General features: G+C 52.7%; 18 protein-coding genes. 7 read left to right on the top strand and 11 right to left on the bottom strand.

Annotated elements, in window-relative coordinates; genetic code table 11:
- Window positions 1–36: 36 nt before the first annotated feature.
- The 8 genes from JYB63_RS09635 to lptM all read right to left on the bottom strand — a co-directional run bounded on the left by JYB63_RS09635 (window position 37) and on the right by lptM (window position 6,167).
- On the bottom strand, window positions 37–897 hold the full coding sequence (locus JYB63_RS09635; protein ID WP_205657643.1) for a VOC family protein: 861 nt from the start codon (window positions 895–897) through the stop codon (window positions 37–39).
- 68 nt (window positions 898–965) lie between these two features.
- Window positions 966–1,478: a hypothetical protein gene (locus tag JYB63_RS09630; protein WP_205657642.1), complete on the bottom strand. Its 513-nt coding sequence runs from the start codon at window positions 1,476–1,478 to the stop codon at window positions 966–968.
- A gap of 34 nt (window positions 1,479–1,512) precedes the next feature.
- Window positions 1,513–2,220, bottom strand: coding sequence for an HAD family hydrolase (locus JYB63_RS09625; protein ID WP_205657641.1), 708 nt, complete (start codon window positions 2,218–2,220; stop codon window positions 1,513–1,515).
- Window positions 2,213–3,169 carry a tyrosine recombinase XerC gene (xerC, locus tag JYB63_RS09620; protein WP_205657640.1) on the bottom strand — a complete coding sequence of 319 codons (957 nt, stop codon included), beginning with the start codon at window positions 3,167–3,169 and terminating at the stop codon, window positions 2,213–2,215. The genes JYB63_RS09625 and xerC overlap by 8 nt, the downstream gene beginning before the upstream one ends.
- A gap of 2 nt (window positions 3,170–3,171) precedes the next feature.
- Window positions 3,172–3,867: a DUF484 family protein gene (locus JYB63_RS09615; protein ID WP_205657639.1), complete on the bottom strand. Its 696-nt coding sequence runs from the start codon at window positions 3,865–3,867 to the stop codon at window positions 3,172–3,174.
- A complete protein-coding gene (gene dapF, locus JYB63_RS09610; protein ID WP_205657638.1) occupies window positions 3,864–4,694 on the bottom strand; it encodes a diaminopimelate epimerase in 831 nt (276 codons plus the stop codon). The genes JYB63_RS09615 and dapF overlap by 4 nt, the downstream gene beginning before the upstream one ends.
- A 68-nt stretch (window positions 4,695–4,762) precedes the next feature.
- Window positions 4,763–6,010 carry a diaminopimelate decarboxylase gene (gene lysA, locus JYB63_RS09605; protein ID WP_205657637.1) on the bottom strand — a complete coding sequence of 416 codons (1,248 nt, stop codon included), beginning with the start codon at window positions 6,008–6,010 and terminating at the stop codon, window positions 4,763–4,765.
- A gap of 46 nt (window positions 6,011–6,056) precedes the next feature.
- A complete protein-coding gene (lptM, locus tag JYB63_RS09600) occupies window positions 6,057–6,167 on the bottom strand; it encodes an LPS translocon maturation chaperone LptM (RefSeq protein WP_205657636.1) in 111 nt (36 codons plus the stop codon).
- Between the two features lie 257 nt (window positions 6,168–6,424).
- Between lptM and JYB63_RS09595 the strand changes: the two genes are divergently transcribed.
- The 3 genes from JYB63_RS09595 to JYB63_RS09585 all read left to right on the top strand — a co-directional run bounded on the left by JYB63_RS09595 (window position 6,425) and on the right by JYB63_RS09585 (window position 8,938).
- On the top strand, window positions 6,425–7,945 hold the full coding sequence (locus JYB63_RS09595) for a diguanylate cyclase (protein WP_205657635.1): 1,521 nt from the start codon (window positions 6,425–6,427) through the stop codon (window positions 7,943–7,945).
- Window positions 7,946–8,038: 93 nt separating this feature from the next.
- A complete protein-coding gene (cyaY, locus tag JYB63_RS09590) occupies window positions 8,039–8,362 on the top strand; it encodes an iron donor protein CyaY (protein ID WP_205657634.1) in 324 nt (107 codons plus the stop codon).
- A 12-nt stretch (window positions 8,363–8,374) separates the two neighbouring features.
- Window positions 8,375–8,938 carry a D-sedoheptulose-7-phosphate isomerase gene (locus tag JYB63_RS09585; RefSeq protein WP_205657633.1) on the top strand — a complete coding sequence of 188 codons (564 nt, stop codon included), beginning with the start codon at window positions 8,375–8,377 and terminating at the stop codon, window positions 8,936–8,938.
- Window positions 8,939–8,956: 18 nt separating this feature from the next.
- Here JYB63_RS09585 and waaA read toward each other — a convergent pair whose 3' ends face one another.
- On the bottom strand, window positions 8,957–10,222 hold the full coding sequence (gene waaA / locus JYB63_RS09580) for a lipid IV(A) 3-deoxy-D-manno-octulosonic acid transferase (RefSeq protein ID WP_205657632.1): 1,266 nt from the start codon (window positions 10,220–10,222) through the stop codon (window positions 8,957–8,959).
- 163 nt (window positions 10,223–10,385) lie between these two features.
- Between waaA and JYB63_RS09575 the strand changes: the two genes are divergently transcribed.
- The 3 genes from JYB63_RS09575 to JYB63_RS09565 are packed head-to-tail and all read left to right on the top strand — an operon-like array spanning window position 10,386 to window position 13,226.
- Window positions 10,386–11,564: an FAD-dependent oxidoreductase gene (locus JYB63_RS09575; RefSeq protein WP_205657631.1), complete on the top strand. Its 1,179-nt coding sequence runs from the start codon at window positions 10,386–10,388 to the stop codon at window positions 11,562–11,564.
- On the top strand, window positions 11,546–12,361 hold the full coding sequence (locus JYB63_RS09570) for an aldo/keto reductase (protein WP_205657630.1): 816 nt from the start codon (window positions 11,546–11,548) through the stop codon (window positions 12,359–12,361). Before JYB63_RS09575 ends, JYB63_RS09570 begins: the two co-directional genes overlap by 19 nt.
- A 43-nt stretch (window positions 12,362–12,404) precedes the next feature.
- Window positions 12,405–13,226, top strand: coding sequence for a hypothetical protein (locus tag JYB63_RS09565; RefSeq protein ID WP_205657629.1), 822 nt, complete (start codon window positions 12,405–12,407; stop codon window positions 13,224–13,226).
- On the opposite strand, the gene hldE is transcribed toward JYB63_RS09565, so the two are convergent.
- Together hldE and msbA are read right to left on the bottom strand one after the other, a co-directional pair.
- A complete protein-coding gene (gene hldE, locus JYB63_RS09560) occupies window positions 13,208–14,638 on the bottom strand; it encodes a bifunctional D-glycero-beta-D-manno-heptose-7-phosphate kinase/D-glycero-beta-D-manno-heptose 1-phosphate adenylyltransferase HldE (RefSeq protein ID WP_205657628.1) in 1,431 nt (476 codons plus the stop codon). The genes JYB63_RS09565 and hldE overlap by 19 nt on opposite strands.
- Window positions 14,635–16,434, bottom strand: a complete 1,800-nt coding sequence (gene msbA / locus JYB63_RS09555) for a lipid A export permease/ATP-binding protein MsbA (RefSeq protein ID WP_207758338.1) — start codon at window positions 16,432–16,434, stop codon at window positions 14,635–14,637. The genes hldE and msbA overlap by 4 nt, the downstream gene beginning before the upstream one ends.
- A 129-nt stretch (window positions 16,435–16,563) precedes the next feature.
- Here msbA and JYB63_RS09550 point away from each other — a divergent pair, with 129 nt between their 5' ends.
- Window positions 16,564–17,481 (top strand): LpxL/LpxP family acyltransferase, encoded by a 918-nt coding sequence (locus JYB63_RS09550; RefSeq protein WP_336510870.1) that lies wholly within the window; start codon window positions 16,564–16,566, stop codon window positions 17,479–17,481.
- Window position 17,482: the final 1 nt, after the last annotated feature.

Below are 17,482 nucleotides of genomic sequence, written 5' to 3'. Positions count from 1 at the left end.
TGTGAGAAGACTTTAGTCTATAGCGGCCCTGATTTTTTACTCGACACAGATCTGCCGTACGTCTATCCGGTAGCCATCCGGATCGAAACACACCGGCGCTTCCGCCGCAGTCTGATCTGTCAGTGCCAGCAGTTCGGCCTCATTCGTAACCAGTTCAATCCCTACAAATCCGGTATCGGCAGAGACATCATAAGCAAATGCATCCTGCTGCTCCGTGCCCCAGTTATGCTGTAGTTCAATCATTGTATAAGGCCGTTGCCAGAGCCACTCACGGTTACCCACCGCGCAGATATCATCTTCAGGCAAAGCCTCATCACTGTAACCGAGGAAGTACAGGGTAAAACCGGCAAACTCGACATCCTGACGGGACAGCAAACGCATCCCCAGCTGCTCATAAAATGCCACACTGGCCTGAGGATTTTTCACCCGGTATGTAATCAGTGAGAACACCGCTTCGCCGCCCAGCGCATAGAGGTCATCTCTTTTGCAGGGTTGATGATTAGCTTCAAAGTCATGCTGAATCAGTTCAACGCAATGGCCGTCGGGATCATTCAGGTGACACAGATAAGCAACATCAGGCACCTGACGGGCCGGCGTTACTTCAATGCCTTTTTCAGTCAGGCATTCACGGGCAACATCCACATCGGCAACCGCCAGGGCAATTTTCCAGTAACCGGCCGGTAACGTGCCGGGCAAACGTTGAAAGCCCTCAGTTTCAATCAACTCAAGCAAAGTAGGCGGCGTACTTTCCAAATCCCTGACATACCCCAGCAGACAACAACGCTGCCCCTGTTGCTGATACTCACTCACGAGGGTCATGCCCAGACAGTTTTGATAAAACGCTGCACTGCGGGCGAGATCCGCCACCTGTAAACTGTGTTTATGAATATGACGCATAGCCGTACCTTGCTGAAACAGGAAGTATTTATCGGTTATACAGCAGAAAACCGAGACCGGTCTTTGTTTTAATGGGTAATGATATCAACCGGTTCCGTTGCCGGCAGCGTTGCCGCCAAATGCCAGTCCGCCGCCTGCATAACCTGATGCAACATATGTTCAAACGAATAACGCTGGCTGGGTGGCAGGGTCAGGGTCAACCCTTCGCCGTCCGCCGGTAACATCACCAGCTTCACCACCTTACCATCAATTTTCACATCGATACGCTGAATCAGAATACCGTCCTCACCCAGCGGATAATGATCAATGGCAGCCTCTTCAAAGGGCGTATCAAAGTCAGCACTCTGAATGGCGCCCTGTTTTTCCATATCACCCAGCACCTGACGCTGATCCGGTGCAAGATGACTGTCGCTGTTCTCGGTTGGGAATTCCTGTTCAACGAACAGATTACTCATGCGCAGCGCTAACCGGCGCGTCCACCAGGCACGGTACTCCCTGCCCTGATCGGTCGCCCTGATCAGGATCCGATCTTCCGCCGAATCGTAGGTCATGTTTATCTGGTTACGTAACTGGCCTGACATAAGTATCCCTTTTATTTCCGGCTACCCGCGTGCCTTACCCGCGGGCACGGATCGCGGCAACCGCATCAAACACCTCACTTAAACAGGTTACCACCTGATCAGCAGTTTCACCTGTTTTATGGGCCTGTTGCTGTAAATTTACCCAAATTGTCCGAATTCCAAGTTGCTGGGCTCCGGCCACATCATGATCAGGATTATCACCAATATGAATCACTTCAGCCGGTTTCAGCTGTTCACTGGCAAGCATTTTTTCAAACATCGCAGGGTGTGGTTTTTCATGACCAACCATATGCGCATTCAGCGCGAAATCAAACCATTCACCCAGCCCGACCCGGCCAACCTCGGCGTTACCGTTGCTCAGAGCACCGATCCGGTAATCTTCTTGTTTCAGCGCACTGAGCATATCCTTCACATGGGGAAAGAAAGTCACTTCATTTCGGGCTGCAAGAAATATATCAAACGCCCGGGGCACAAGCTTTTCTATTTCCGCCTCACCGTAACCGGCCTGCCGCAGACCAATTTCAAGCTGCCGTAAACGAATCAGGGTTACGCTGTGGGCGGTTTCAGGATAGGCTTCCAGCACTTGCTCGCGCAGGGCAGGAAAGTCACTGACGGTGTGCTGCCGGGTAAATTCGGGGGCGTGCTCATCCAGCCAGCCATACAGCGTGTTGTTAGCATGGGTGATGACCGGATCGACTGCCCAGAGGGTGTCATCCAGGTCGAAAGTAATACATTTAATCATTGCTGTCCTGTTTGTGTTTTTTTCGGGCTGACTGACGTTTTGCCCGTGGATGCGCCTGATCATAAACATCCAGCAGATGCTGAAAATCCAAATGGGTATATACCTGAGTGGTCGCAATATCAGAATGCCCCAGTAATTCCTGCACCGCCCTCAGATCACCACTGGAGGCCAGCATATCACTGGCAAACGAGTGCCGCAGACGGTGCGGGTATACCCGGCTATCACTGCCTTGGTAATCCCCCCAGCGTGCCAGCCGCAACTGCACGCTGCGAGCCGATATTCGCCGGCCCCGCTGACTGACAAAAACAGCCATTTCGTCCGGTCTGGCCAGCTTATCACGACATGCCAGCCAGCGCTCTAATGCATCCATCGCCTTACGGCCAATAGGCAACAACCGCTCTTTACGTCCCTTACCGGTGACCCGCAGACTGGCATCCTGAAAATCCAGATCATAAACATCCAGACTCACCAGCTCAGCTAATCGCATACCTGACGAATACAGCAGCTCCACCATAGCATGGTCCCTGCAGCTCAGGGGATCATTCCCTAACGGTTTATCAAGTAAGCCGGTAAGCTGGTCCGGATCCAGGGTTTTGGGTAAACGCTTCGGGCTTTTCGGGGCACGGATACCAGCAGCAGGATCAGCCGTTGCCAGCCCTTCCCGGTGCAGATATTTATAAAAAGTCCGGGTCGCTGACAGGGCGCGCTGGATGCTTTTTCCGCCCAGCCCCTGATGATGTGCGGTGGCAACAAAGCCCCGGATATGCTGAGGTAGCACTTCATGCCACGGGGATTCATTGAAGCTGAAAATCTGTTGCGACTGCAGGTATTCCCACAGCCTTTGCAGGTCACGCCGATAATTATTCAGCGTATGAGGCGACAGCTGCCGTTCAGCACTCAGATAAGCAAAAAAACCTGACCGTGCCTGATCCGGCAGCTCAGCCGTCAAACTCAGTCCTCGGACCGGCGTAAGATATGTGAAACAACCCGGCTCAGCACCTGACCGATATAATCCAGAAACAGGGTGCCCTGATTACTCTGGAAATATTCGCTGTCATAACTGCCAATCGCCAGCAGACCGATGGTCTCACCCTTCACCAGAGGCACCGCAGCCGCCGACTTCACTTTGAAGGCATGTTCCTTAAACAGCAGCTCATTCTGCAGTTCAGTCAGGTTACCGCAGCTGGTCTGAGAGCTGTTCGCCAGCGCCTCAACAACAGCAGCGTCTTCCCGGGGCATAATACGCAGGTTATTCACATCATCACGGGCAGGGCCGAACAGCAGTAACGCGGTAGTATCACTGTGGAACTCTTCACACAGACATTCTTCTACCGCTACAGCCACATCGTCCAGGGTTTCGGCTTCCAGCAAAGAAACCACCATTTTTTTGGTTTTCTTGAACTGAATTTCATTTTCCCGGGCAACGCCCACCAGATCACTCAGGTAGTCGTACAGTTCACGGTTTTTTTCCCGTAACAGTGACGTCTGCCGCTCAACCAGAGAAACCGTGTTACCGCGCTGATGAGGCACGTAAAGTTTCTCCAGCAAATTCTCATTGCCGGTAAAAAAATCCGGGTGCTGTTTCAGATAATCAATTACCTGCTGTTCAGAAACTTCGTTCTGAACCTCAACTGCATCAGCTGTCATAAATAAATCTGCCCTTCAAATACCGTTGTTGCCGGTCCGGTCATCATTACCGAAGAATTATTACCCTGCCAGGAAATACTCAGGCTGCCACCGGGTAAATGCACTTTAACTGTTTCATCCAGCAGGCCACGTAGCTGTCCTGCCACCACGGCTGCACAGGCACCGGTTCCGCAGGCAAGGGTTTCTCCTGCGCCCCGTTCGAAAACCCTTAAACGCACTTCATCACGGGCAACCACTTCCATAAAGCCAATGTTCGCTTTGGCCGGAAAATCAGCATGTGCCTCCAGAACAGGTCCCAGTGTTTCAACCGGTGCAGTATCAACCGAATCGACCACCAGCACACCGTGGGGATTTCCCATGGAAACGGCACTGATTTCATGCACAGCACCGGCAGCTTCTACTTGATACACAGCAGCCTGTTCATCAGACTGAAAGGGTACTTCCCGGGGAGCCAGAACCGGCGCGCCCATATCCACTTCAACGTCCTGATTTTCAGTGACCGTCAGGTAAATTTCACCTTTCTGGGTTTCCACTGCAATCCGGTCTTTAGCAGTTAAGCGCTTATCCCGTACAAATTTGGCGAAGCAGCGTGCACCATTGCCACAATGCTCTACTTCGCTGCCATCCGCATTATAGATGCGATAACGGAAGTCCATATCAGGATTGCTCGGCGGCTCAACAATCAGTAACTGATCGAAGCCCACACCGAAATTACGGTCAGCCAGCTTTGCTACCAGTGCAGAATTCAGCCTGATCTTCTGGGTTACCATATCCAGCACCAGAAAGTCATTTCCCAGGCCGTGCATTTTTGTAAATCGGACTAACATAGTGTTCTCTTACTTGGTGTAACTGCCCGGCTCTGGCCGGGCAACAGCAAACCGGTGACATACAGCCGTTAAGGCAGTAACTGTTCGCCCCGTAACTGATCGGCCAGAGTTTCACGCTGACGGATCACATGGCTGTGGTTATCATCAACCATCACTTCTACCGCACGGTTCCGGCTGTTGTAATTAGAGCTCATAGTAAAACCATATGCGCCTGCAGAACAAACCGCCAGCAAATCCCCCGGCTGAATATTCAGCGTCCGTTCTTTACCCAGGAAATCTCCGGTTTCACATACCGGGCCTACCAGATCATATACGCGGCTTTCACCCTCTTCACGTACCTGCGCAGGAATAATATCCATGTACGCACTGTACAGAGAAGGGCGGATCATATCGTTCATCGCTGCATCAATGATCGCAAAGTTCTTATGCTCTGCGCACTTCAGAAACTCGACCTTAGTGACCAGAATACCTGCATTAGCAGCAATGGAACGACCCGGCTCAAAAATCAGTTTCAGCGGACGGTCACCCAGTTTCGCCAGTACTTCTGCAATATATGATTGTGGCGTAGGCGGCACTTCATCGGTGTAACACACACCCAGACCACCACCCAGATCAAGGTGCTGAATCGTAATCCCCTGCTCCGCCAGTGCATCGATCAGCACCAGCAGACGGTCCAGCGCATCGATAAACGGCGCGGTTTCTGTCAGCTGTGATCCGATATGGCAATCCAGCCCCTGAATACTCAGGTGGCTCAGGCTGTTGGCATAGGCATAAATGCGGGCAGCATCTTCAATGGCAACACCAAACTTATTGTCTTTCAGGCCGGTGGAAATATACGGGTGGGTGCCCGCATCCACATCCGGATTAACCCGTAGAGAGATCGGTGCAACCTTGCCCATCTGTTCAGCAACGCTGTTCAGGCGATCCAGTTCAGCTTCCGACTCGATATTAAAACAATGAATACCGACTTCCAGTGCACGGCGCATCTCAGACTCACGCTTGGCAACACCGGAGAAAACAATCTTATCCGCCTGCCCGCCAGCCTGAAGCACCCGCTCCAGCTCACCTTCCGAAACAATATCAAAGCCAGCACCCAACCGGGCCAGTACGTTCAGCACGGCGATATTTGAGTTCGCTTTCACCGCATAACACACCAGCGCGTCACGGCCTTCAAGTGCCTCGGCATATGCCAGATAAGCACGTTCCAGCGCGTCACGGGAATAAATGTAGGCAGGGGTGCCGAACTCTTCAGCAATGGCACTGACTGCTACATCTTCTGCAAATAAGGCACCGTTTCGGTATTCGAAGTTATCCATCTTGTTTTTCTACTTCTGCTGCTTGCGTGTAGCCACGCAAAAAAATTTAGTTTTGCTCCGTCTGCGGAGCCTCATCCGGCAGATACAGCGGCCCTTTCTGACCACAGCCTGCCAGTAAAATACAACTGATAAACACAGCAACCCAGCAATGTTTCATCGTCAGATATCTCTCTGGTGATTAGTCTTCCTTCACGCCGCCCCGGAACCTGAAACAGATTTCACCTGTTATTCCGGCCTTGCGCACAAATAACGGACGATTATACCCACAGCTACACCAGAAAAGTACTGCATCCCCCCTCTGCAGGTGCAAATTTCCACTCTGCCACCCCAATTGCAGCACAGCAGCTTGCAGCCGGCATCCACTCCGCTCTAAGATGAAGCCGTATCATAGCTGTAGTCGCGAGACAGATTTTTATGAAAGACCCTGTACAAAATACCGTTTACGGTGATTTTAACTGTCCGTTTTGCTACGCACTCCACGAACACCTCGCCGCCCATGACTGGCTCACTGACGTACGCTGGAAGTTAATTGAACACGCACCTGATGCGCAGATCCGGGAATTCACGCTGGATGAACAAGTTGAACTGGCCAGCGAAGTTGCCACCGTCCGGCACCGGGCCCCTGAAATACACATAGCACTGCCACCGATACGCTCCAATACCCGGCGTGCTAACCAGCTTGCCGCCAGCCTTGAGTTGTTACACCCGGAAAAAGTACCTGCCTTCCGCCTCGCGGTTTACCGGGCACTGTGGCAACAGGGCCGGGATATTGCTCAGGAGCAGGTTTTACTGGCGCTGCTTAGCGAATGTGGCCTGACTGCCAGCGAGATACAGAACTATAACCTTGCGCAGCGCGAAGCATTGCTCCGGGAATGGCAGGCGGGCTGGGAAGACCCCGTCTTTCAGCGACGTATTCCGATTTTACAGCACCATAACAGCCGGGCCATGCTGGGCCTGTCCAGTGTCACTGAAATACTGGCTTACCTGAGTGGCAACGAGAAGATGCTCTCCTGCGAGGTTGCCAGTTGCAGCTTTAAACCCCGGCCGATCATCGCTCTGCTGGGATCATTATCTGAACATTGGCACTTTATCGAACCGCTGCGTAACGAATACGACATCCGGGTAATGGGCAGTTACCAGCAGCTTGCCGATCACCTAAACAGCCCGGAAAGCCTTGACCTGGTATTACTCACCGGTACGCCGGACAGTGAAGCCAACCTCGCCTGTATAGAACTGATTCAGCAGCGCAATCTGCAGCAACTGTCCGTGGTATTTCTGGACACAGGTTATATTTCCGCAACGGAAGCACTCAGTTACCGCCTGTGTTACAGCGACTACCTGCACCCGGAGTTACAGGCGGAAGTATTCTCAGCAAGAAGTCGTCGTCTTATTTCCCTGAAACAGCTTGCTGATCAGTATCAGCAACTGTCTAACCGGGATCATCTGACCCAGCTGTATAACCGCCGGGAATTTGAACACCTTCTGGAACTCGAATGGTTGCGGGTTACCCGGGCGAAAAGACCGCTGTCAGTTCTGATCATCGATATTGATCACTTTAAACGTTACAACGACAAACACGGCCATCTGGCCGGGGATAACTGTTTACGTGCCACTGCGAAACTGATCGCTAAATCGGTCAACCGCCCGGCAGACATGGCATTCCGCTATGGCGGGGAAGAATTTATCCTGCTGTTGCCGGAAACCCCCATGAACGGTGCCATCAGGGTTGCTGAAAATTTGCAGCAGCTACTGCGTGATGAAAACCCGCACAGGGATGACGACAAGATCTGTGACATCACGGTCAGTATCGGCATTGCTACTTCTGCTAAGGCGCATGACCCGTCGCCTTACGAACTGGTTCAGCTGGCAGATGAGCAGTTGCTGGCCGCCAAAGCCGCCGGACGAAACCGTTATCTGGCCACAGAGCAAAGCTGACCGAACCTGAGGGAACTCTTGGAATAATAATCGCTCTCAACAGAGCATCTGTATATAATCGGCCCACCTTACAATGCCAGGTAAATATCCATTATGAATGAGTCCGAATTTAATCAGCGCGTCGACGATACGTTTGTCGCCATAGAAGAAGCGCTGGATGAAGCCAGCACGGATCTGGATTATGAAAATAACGGCGGTGTGTTAACCGTTATCTGTGAAAACCAGACGCAGATTATTTTTACCCGCCAGACCCCGGTTACTCAGCTTTGGCTGGCAGCCCGCAGCGGCGGTTTTCATTTCGACTATGCTGAAGACAGGCAGACCTGGATACGCGACAGTGACGGTGAAACCCTGCAGGCAGTGCTGAACAGCGTGTTTGCCGAACAGGCCGGCGAAACTTTTGAATTTGATATCTGAACGGAATAACACATGTCTTTCAGCAATGCTCTGCAACGTCATCAGGAACTGTTTAACAAGCTGGATAGCATTCAGGCGGATACCGAACTGCTTGCGGAACATATCACCGCCACATTTGAAGCTGGCGGCAAACTGATTTTCATGGGCAACGGTGGCAGTGCGGCGGACAGCCAGCATCTGGCAGCAGAGTTTGTGGTTCGTTATAAAGCAGAGCGCCGGCCGTTGGCGGCCATTGCCCTGACAACCGACACCTCCATCCTGACCGCACACTCCAACGACTATGACTTCAGTACGGTATTTACCCGTCAGATGCAGGCCCTGTGTCAGCCAAAGGATCTGGTCATCGGAATTTCCACATCAGGCAACAGCGCTAACATCATTGACGCCATTAAAGCCGCACAGGGTATCGGAGCCACCTGCTGGGCCTGGACCGGCGCCACTGGCGGAGAATTAAAGGATATTGCTGACCACTGCCTGTGCGTTCCCTGCAATGAAACTGCACGGATTCAGGAAGCCCATATTTTTGTGGGCCACTGGCTGTGCGAAGAAATGGACCGGGTCAGCACAGAAATCTGACCCGTACAGCGCTGGAAACTACAATCCGGTAACCAGCGCTAATAATCTGTCGAGCGCGCCGCGGTTGGCATCCAGATACGCCTTTCCTTTTGCGCCCATATCACCGGCCTGAACCGTATCCTCCAATAACGCTTTGAGGCGTGATTCCAGTGCCTGTTCATCCGCCACCACATTCAGACCGCCGGCTTCAGCCAGCTGATCGGTAATCTGCAGGAAGTTAAAGTAATGCGGCCCGACCAGCACCGGCCGTGACAGCAGCGCCGGTTCCAGCGGGTTATGACCGCCACGTTCAATCAGACTGCCGCCGACAAAAACAATGTCCGACGCCGCACAGAAGCCCAGCATTTCACCTAATGTATCCCCCACAAACACCTGAGTGGTTGCATCAGGGATATCACCGCTGCTGCGCCGGCACACGTTCAGCCCGGCGGCTTCCGCCTGATCCCCGGCTACAGCAAACTGCTCCGGATGACGGGGTACCAGCACCAGCATTAACGTCGGAAACACTTTCAGCAAGGCCTGATGAACGGCGATTATCTGACGGTGTTCATCATCATGGGTACTGGCCGCCGCCCAGACCGGACGCTGCCCCCCCCAATGACTGCGTAACTGATTTCCCAGTTCGGTTTTGCTGTGATCAATTTCGATATCAAACTTAATACTGCCGGTCACCTGTAACTTTTCTTCCGCCAGCCCCAGCGACAAAAAGCGTTCACCATCCACGGCATTTTGTGCAGCAATTACCGTCAGCTTATCCAGCATTGTCCGGGTCAGACTGCTAAAGCGCTGATAACCTTTTGCTGAACGGGCCGACAAACGGGCATTTGCCACCAGCACCGGCACCTTATTCTGATAACAGCTATGAATCAGATTCGGCCACAGCTCTGTTTCTACAATCACACAGGCACGGGGATTAAAACGCCGGTGAAAACGGGCCAGCGCCCCTGGCAAATCATAAGGACAGTAAACATGGGTGACCCGGCCACCAAACATCGACGTGACCCGCTCACTGCCGGTCGGTGTCATCGTCGTCATCAGCACCGGCATCTGCGGATACTCCGCCAGAATACGCTCGACCATGGGGGCGATGGCGATGGTTTCCCCAACGGAAACACTGTGAATCCATAAAGGTGACTGCGGCACCTTTATATCAGCCGGGTAATAACCGAACCGCTCCCCCCAGCGTTGCCGGTATGCGGGAGATTTTCCTCCCCTGCGCCAGAGCTGTAACAGAATGACCGGTGTCAGCAGATAAAGCACCAAACTGTATAAAACACGTAGCATAAACTCAGTAATACCCCATCACATGCAACTGACAACAACCAAAGAGGTCAGATTCTATCAGCCCCGGCAGAATTAAACAGTGCACGGCCGCCGGGCAGAGCTACCTTCAGCTACAAAAAAGCAGATATAATCATCGCCATAACAGACTTCACTTAGCGACATCATGCAGACCATTCACACAGATCTGATCATACTGGGCGGCGGCATTGCCGGCCTCTGGTTATTAAACCGTCTCCGGACACAGGGCTATCAGGCAGTTTTACTGGAAACAGATGAGCTCGGCGGCGGGCAGAGCATCCGCTCCCAGGGCATTATCCACGGCGGCACTAAATATGCCCTCAACGGCGCCCTGACCCAGGCAGCTAATGCCATTGCAGATATGCCTGCCCGCTGGAAGCAATGTCTGCAGGGTAACGGTGAAGTCGACCTCAGCTCTGCCGAGGTGCTCTCCGAAGCACATTACCTCTGGTCCAAAGGCTCACTGGCCTCAAAGATGACGACCTTTTTTGCCAGTAAAGCTCTGAAGGGCCGGGTAGACGACATCAGCCCGCAAGAGAGGCCACAGGTATTTCAGCACAAACAATTCCGTGGCAGCCTCTACAAACTGAACGAACTGGTTCTGAATGTACCCAGTGTTATCCGGGCCCTCAGTACTCCCCATGCTGAACACATTTTCAAAGTTGACAAGAATGACCTGAATATCATCCGCGACAACGGCGAAATTGAAGCTCTTGAGCTATCTTCAAAACAGCTTCGCCTGACCGCACAGCGCTATATTCTGACTGCCGGTGAAGGCAGCGAAGACCTGCTGAATGAGTGGCAGGTCAGTCAGCCGGAAATGCAGCGCCGGCCATTGCACATGGTCATTGTACGACACAGTGCCAACCTGCCGGTCTTTGCCCACTGCATCGGCGCGGGCAGCAAACCGCTGGTGACCATTACCAGCCACCCCACCGACAATGGCGAACAGGCCTGGTACTTGGGAGGAGATCTGGCAGAAACCGGCGTGCAACGCTCCGAAGAAGCACAAATCAGCTATGCTAAAAAGCTGTTACAGGACTTACTGCCCTGGATTGAACTGCCAGACGCCCGCTGGGGCACTCTGCGCATTAACCGGGCCGAACCCAGACAGTCAGCCCTGACCCGTCCGGACAGCGCCTTTGCCCAGCCAGTTGCCAATGGCATCATCGGCTGGCCAACCAAGCTGGCACTGGCACCGGATATGAGTGATCAGGTACTTAACCTGCTTACCGAACAGGGTATTAAACCAGCAGCAGCAGAAACAGATATTCCGCTACCCGCTCCTCAGGTAGCCGCACCGGTATGGGAGACATTGTTTTGATCAAAACCAGACTGGCAGGTACCGATCTGGACATCAGCCCAGTGGGGCTGGGTACCGTTAAAATTGGCCGTGATCAGGGAGTTAAATACCCTAACGGATTCACCATACCCGATGACCGGCAAGTCACCGACCTGCTGGCCCTTTGCAGGGATCTCGGCATTAACCTGATTGATACCGCACCGGCTTATGGCACCAGTGAAACCCGGCTTGGCCCGCTGTTACGCGGCCAGCGGGACCATTGGGTTATCTGCAGTAAAGCCGGCGAAGAGTTTGATAATACTACCGGCGAGTCTGCCTATATTTTTACGCCGGAACATATCCGCAGCAGTGTGGAACGCAGTTTACGCCGGCTGGAAACGGATTATATCGATATCCTGCTGATCCACTCTGATGGCAATGATATGCAGATCATCAACGAGTTTGGGGCGCTGGATGTCCTGAATGATCTCAAGGCTGAAGGAAAAATTCGCGCGGGGGGAATGTCAGGAAAAACCGTGGAAGGGGGCATTGAAACCCTGAAACGCTCGGACTGTGCCATGGTAACCTACAACCTGAACCAGCCAGATGAAGCTCCCGTGCTTGATTATGCTCACCAGCATCACAAAGGCATTCTGATCAAAAAAGCCCTGGCGTCAGGCCACCTTTGCCTGAATGAAGGCGAAGACCCGGTACAGGCCAGTTTTAACTTTATTTTCCGTCATCCCGGGGTACACAGTGCCATAGTGGGTACAATCAACCCCGATCATCTGCAAAAAAACGTCGCTGCAGTCAAACGCGCCATAGAAACCATGGTATAAATAATCTGACCTGATACTTTTTTGCACAAAAGGAGCGCCGGCAATGATCATTACTCACAAAGATCCCCGGCAGTTCCATACCCGTTCAGTTGAACTGACGCCCTACCGCCACGGCATTAACATCACCCCTGTCGGCGAACGCATTAACTTCAAGGCCCTGCAAAAACTGCGTAAACCCTGTCAGAGCCATATTCCCGGAAGGTTCGCAAACCTGGGGGTGTCTGCACAAATCCACCTCCGAACAGATAACACCGACTATCTGGTTCTGGTTCGCCAATTCAAAGATGACCACTGGCAACTGAAACTGCCTTCCGGTTACATACCCGATGAGCAGCTGCACAATCCCTACCTGACGCTGGCACAGGAAATCGCCGAAGAGTGTTTACTGGAAAACGGCCCGGCCTTTGCCCGTTGTCGCCTGAATAATGATCTGCTGGCGACGCCCTATAAAGAGCTGAACTATTGCAGTGAAGTGCTACTGGAACTGCAGAGCAGCCCCTGGAATCCGCTACATTTACCTCAGACAGATATCTACATGAACGAACATTTGCTGCCCGGCAATCCAATGCTGTATATCCACAGCCAGACCTGCTCGGCACAACTGGTTTATCCGTTAGAAGTGAGCCGGCTACCGGATACCCAGCTATCTCTGCTCCACGCGGAAGAAGAATATAACTGGGAAACCGAACAGCTGGATGTGGTCCTGAATCAGGAGCTGTGGCTGGCAAAACTGCACAACCGGCAGATACATGAGTTGGGCAAGTTTATTGACGGGCGTTATCAGTCAGAAGCAACACCCGCCAACACCCGTCTCAGTGAAGTATTTGCCCATCAGGGCTTACAGAATCAGTCGTCGCTATTCTGAATTTTTTCAACAATGGCTGTTGTGGAACAGTTATCCAGAAATGACAGCACCTTCACTTCGCCACCATAACTGCGTACAAATTCACCGCCAACAACCCCTTCAATGCCGTAATCACCGCCTTTCACCAGCACATCCGGGCGCACCTGCTCCAGCAGACGTTCAGGGGTATCTTCATTAAAGCTGACCACCCAGTCGACCGCTTCCAGTCCGGCCAATACGGCCTTACGCCGCTCCACCGGATTAATCGGCCGGCCTTCACCTTTGAGACGCTTAACTGAATCATCATCGTTAATCGCCAGTACCAGCCGGTCACCCTGCGCCCGGGCCTGCTTCAGATAGCCCACATGTCCGGCATGCAAAATATCAAAACAACCATTGGTGAAAACAATCTTCTCGCCGCTGGCGCGGGCATCATCCAGCGCAACCAGTAACTGTTCATCACTGACCACACCCCGTTCCGCCCCCAGCTCACGGTTCACCGTCCGGCGCAGTTCCGGTGCACTGATTGCAGCCGTACCCAGCTTACCGACCACAATGCTGGCCGCCATATTTGCCAGCCCGGTTGCTACTTCCAGCGGCTCTCCCGCCGCCAGCGCACTGGCCAGCGTAGAGATAACCGTGTCACCGGCACCGGTCACATCAAAGACTTCTCTGGCACGGGCGGGAAAGTGTACTTCACCCTGCCCGGCACGGATCAGGGTCATCCCTTGTTCGCTCCGGGTAACCAGCAAGGCCTCGAGTTCCAGATGTTCAATCAGTTGCTGCGCCTTATTCACCAGCTCCTGTTCAGATGCACAGGCTCCCACAACCCCTTCGAATTCACTCAGGTTCGGCGTGAGCAGGGTGGCGCCGCGGTAACGGTCAAAGTTACTGCCTTTAGGGTCCACCAGCACCGGCACACCAGCCGCTTTGGCCTGCGCGATCAGTGCCTGAGGATCACTCAGGGTGCCCTTGTTGTAATCGGAAAGGATCATCACACCGACATTACTCAGCAACGTATCTGCCTGTTGCTGTAAAGCTTCGCTGTAATCCGCCGCAAACGGCTCTTCAAAATCCAGCCGGATCAGTTGCTGATGACGGCTCATTACCCTGAGTTTGGTAATGGTAGGTTCATTGCTGCTGACACAGAACTGACAGTTAACCCGCGCAGACGTCAGCTGAGTTTCCAACGCGCTGCCAGCCTCATCTTCACCCACCAGGCCAATCAGTGATACACCGGCGCCCAGTGCTGAGATATTCAGCGCCACGTTAGCCGCCCCTCCGGGACGGTCTTCATTCTGTTCAACTTTTACCACCGGTACCGGTGCTTCCGGAGAAATCCGTGACGTTGGGCCATGCCAGTAGCGGTCCAGCATGAGATCCCCTACTACCAACACCTGTGCCTTATCAAAACGAGGCATTACAAACTTCATGAATTTTCACCTTGTGTAAACTGATCTGAATGGCTGTCTTGCGCCACCGTTTGCTGTTGTTCGCTGAACTGCATACTGTGCAGCTTTGCATAGACCCCGGCCTGCGCCAGCAGTTCCCGGTGTGAGCCCTGCTCGATAACCTGGCCGGCATCCATCACCAAAATACGGTCCGCGGTTTCAATCGTCGATAAACGGTGTGCAATCACCAGCGTCGTGCGCCCTCGCATGACGTTTTCCAGCGCATCCTGAATATGCCTTTCCGACTGGGTATCCAAAGCTGATGTCGCCTCATCAAGAATCAGAATCGGTGCATCTTTCAGAATGGCCCGGGCAATCGCGATTCGCTGTCGCTGACCACCGGACAGCAGCATGCCGTTTTCGCCGATCATCGTATCCAGGCCATCCGGCAGATTCCGGGCAAACTCCAGTACATGGGCCGCTTCAGCTGCGGCCAGCACAGCCTCTTCCGAATGCTCGGCAAGGGAGCCATAAGCAATATTTTGTGCGATCGTCCCTTCAAACAACACAACCTGCTGGTTCACCAGGGCAATCTGACGCCGTAAATCCATGAGAGGAATGTCACCGATAGCAACATTATCAATCAGTAGCTCACCGCTGGTCTGATCATAAAAACGCGGTAACAGGTTAGCCAGTGTGGTTTTACCGCTGCCGGACTTACCGACCAGGGCAATGGTTTCACCCGGCTGAATATCCAGATTTATATTCTGCAGAATATCTCTGGCGCTTTCTTCGTATCTGAACCCCAGGCCCTTAAAAGTAATCCGGCCGTCGATACGCTCCACCGAATGCTGCCCGGTATCTTTTTCTGCATCGGTATCAATGACCTCAAACAGACTGTGCGCTGCCGCCAGACCTTTCTGTACCGTTGCATTAATCTCGGTTAACTGCCGGATCGGCTTCGCCATCAGAGAAGCGGCAGATATAAATGCAATAAACTGGCCGGTGCTCATTTGCTCCACCAGGCTCGGCTCCATCGCCAGAAAAGTAAGAATTGCAATAACACCGGCAACCAGCATCTGTACGATAGGCGTGGTTACCGACTGGGTCACAACCATCTTCATAAACTGCTGACGGTTACGCTGGCTGGCCTTTTCAAAGCGCTTCTTTTCCGACTCGGTGCCACCAAAAATACGCACCACCTGATAACCTTTAATGGCTTCCGCCGCAGAGGCAGTAATGTCACCCACACTGCCCTGAACATTCTTACTGATGCGGCGCATGCGCTTCGAAGCATACCCCACCACTGCGCCAACCACCGGGCCTATCACCACAAATAACAGCGTCAGTTTCCAGTTGAGATACAGCATATAGCCGAACAGGCCAACGACTGTCAGACCTTCCCGGATAGCAATCTTCAGGGCGTTAGTGGCTGCCCCGGTCACCTGCTCGACGTTATAGGTCAACCTGGCCAGTAAATCGCTGGAAGAGTTCTGGTGGTAAAAGCTGCTTGGCAATACCAGCAGGCGGTTAAACAGATCACGACGGAGAAAATGCACCACATAGCGCGCCACGTAGGTCAGACCGTAGTTACCCAGAAATGCCCCGATCCCCCGGACAAGAAATACCAGCAGAATCCCCCCAGCCAGATAGCCACGGTATTCGTACTGACCATTTTCGATGGCATCGACAAAGACTTCCAGCCACTTTGCTGCAGCGGTCTGGGTACCCGCATAAATCAGGAATCCAAAAACACTCAGTATAAAAGCCCAAAGGTAAGGCTTAATGTAGCTAAGCAAGCGCAGATAAATTCCAAGGCCACTCTGTTTATTCGCCAACGGGCTAATCCTTCACTCATAAAAACTGACGTATCGGCCAAAAAACCGGCACGTACTAGTGTTATTGACAGGCCAACTTTATAATAGTGGACCTTTTGATTTGCCAATTTTACAGTAACTGAGTGGTTTGTGGATAACAAAGAACTAACCTGGCGCAATTTTTTAGCCCCTAAGTACTGGCCAGTCTGGCTGATGATCGGCCTGCTGCGAATCACCGCTCTGTTACCGTTCTCTGCAGGTATTACCCTGGGACGCGGCATGGGTAACCTGCTGTACAGAATTCTGCCGAAAAGAAGGCACATCACGGAAGTTAATATCCGCCTGTGCTTTAAAGAGTTAGACGAACGCCAGCAACAGCAGATGGTCCGTGAAGTCTTTCAGAACAACGGCATCGGCCTGATCGAAATGGCCTGGGCTTACTGGGGTTCAGAGAAGTTTTTCCGCAGCATCACCACCCTGAAAGGCGCCGATATTCTGGATGAGGCACTGTCTCACAATAACGGCGTCATTCTGATGGGCGGACATTACTCACATATAGACCTGTGTGGCCTGTTATTTTCATTCTATGGCCGCCCGGTGAGTACCCTCTACCGGAAACACAACAACCCCTTACTGGAAATGTTTTTTTTCAATGGCCGGCAACGGTTCAGTGAGCCGCTGGAACGTTCTAAAACCCGGCTGATGTTACGCCATATGCGTAAAAACAACTGCATCTGGTACGCACCGGATCAGGACATCACCAGTAAAGATAAAGTCTTTGTCCCCTTTTTCGGGCAAACTGCGGCAACCATTACCGCAACAACCAAAATTGCCAGATTAAACAGCTCACCACTGTTACTGCTGAGCTGCCTGAGAAACCCTGATGATAAAGGCTACACCCTGGAAGTAAGCCGGGTTGAAAACTTTCCTTCAGGGGATGAAACAGAGGACGCCAGGCTGATCAATGAAGCGCTGGAGTCCAGTATCCGTAAGGCTCCCAGCCAGTACATGTGGGTCCATAAACGGTTTAAAACCCAGCCTGACGGCAAGTCAAAACTCTACAAGTAAA

Source organism: Aliamphritea spongicola (assembly GCF_017051665.1).
Classification (GTDB): Bacteria; Pseudomonadota; Gammaproteobacteria; order Pseudomonadales; family Balneatricaceae; genus Amphritea; species Amphritea spongicola.
This window is presented reverse-complemented; position numbering and strand designations above follow the sequence as displayed.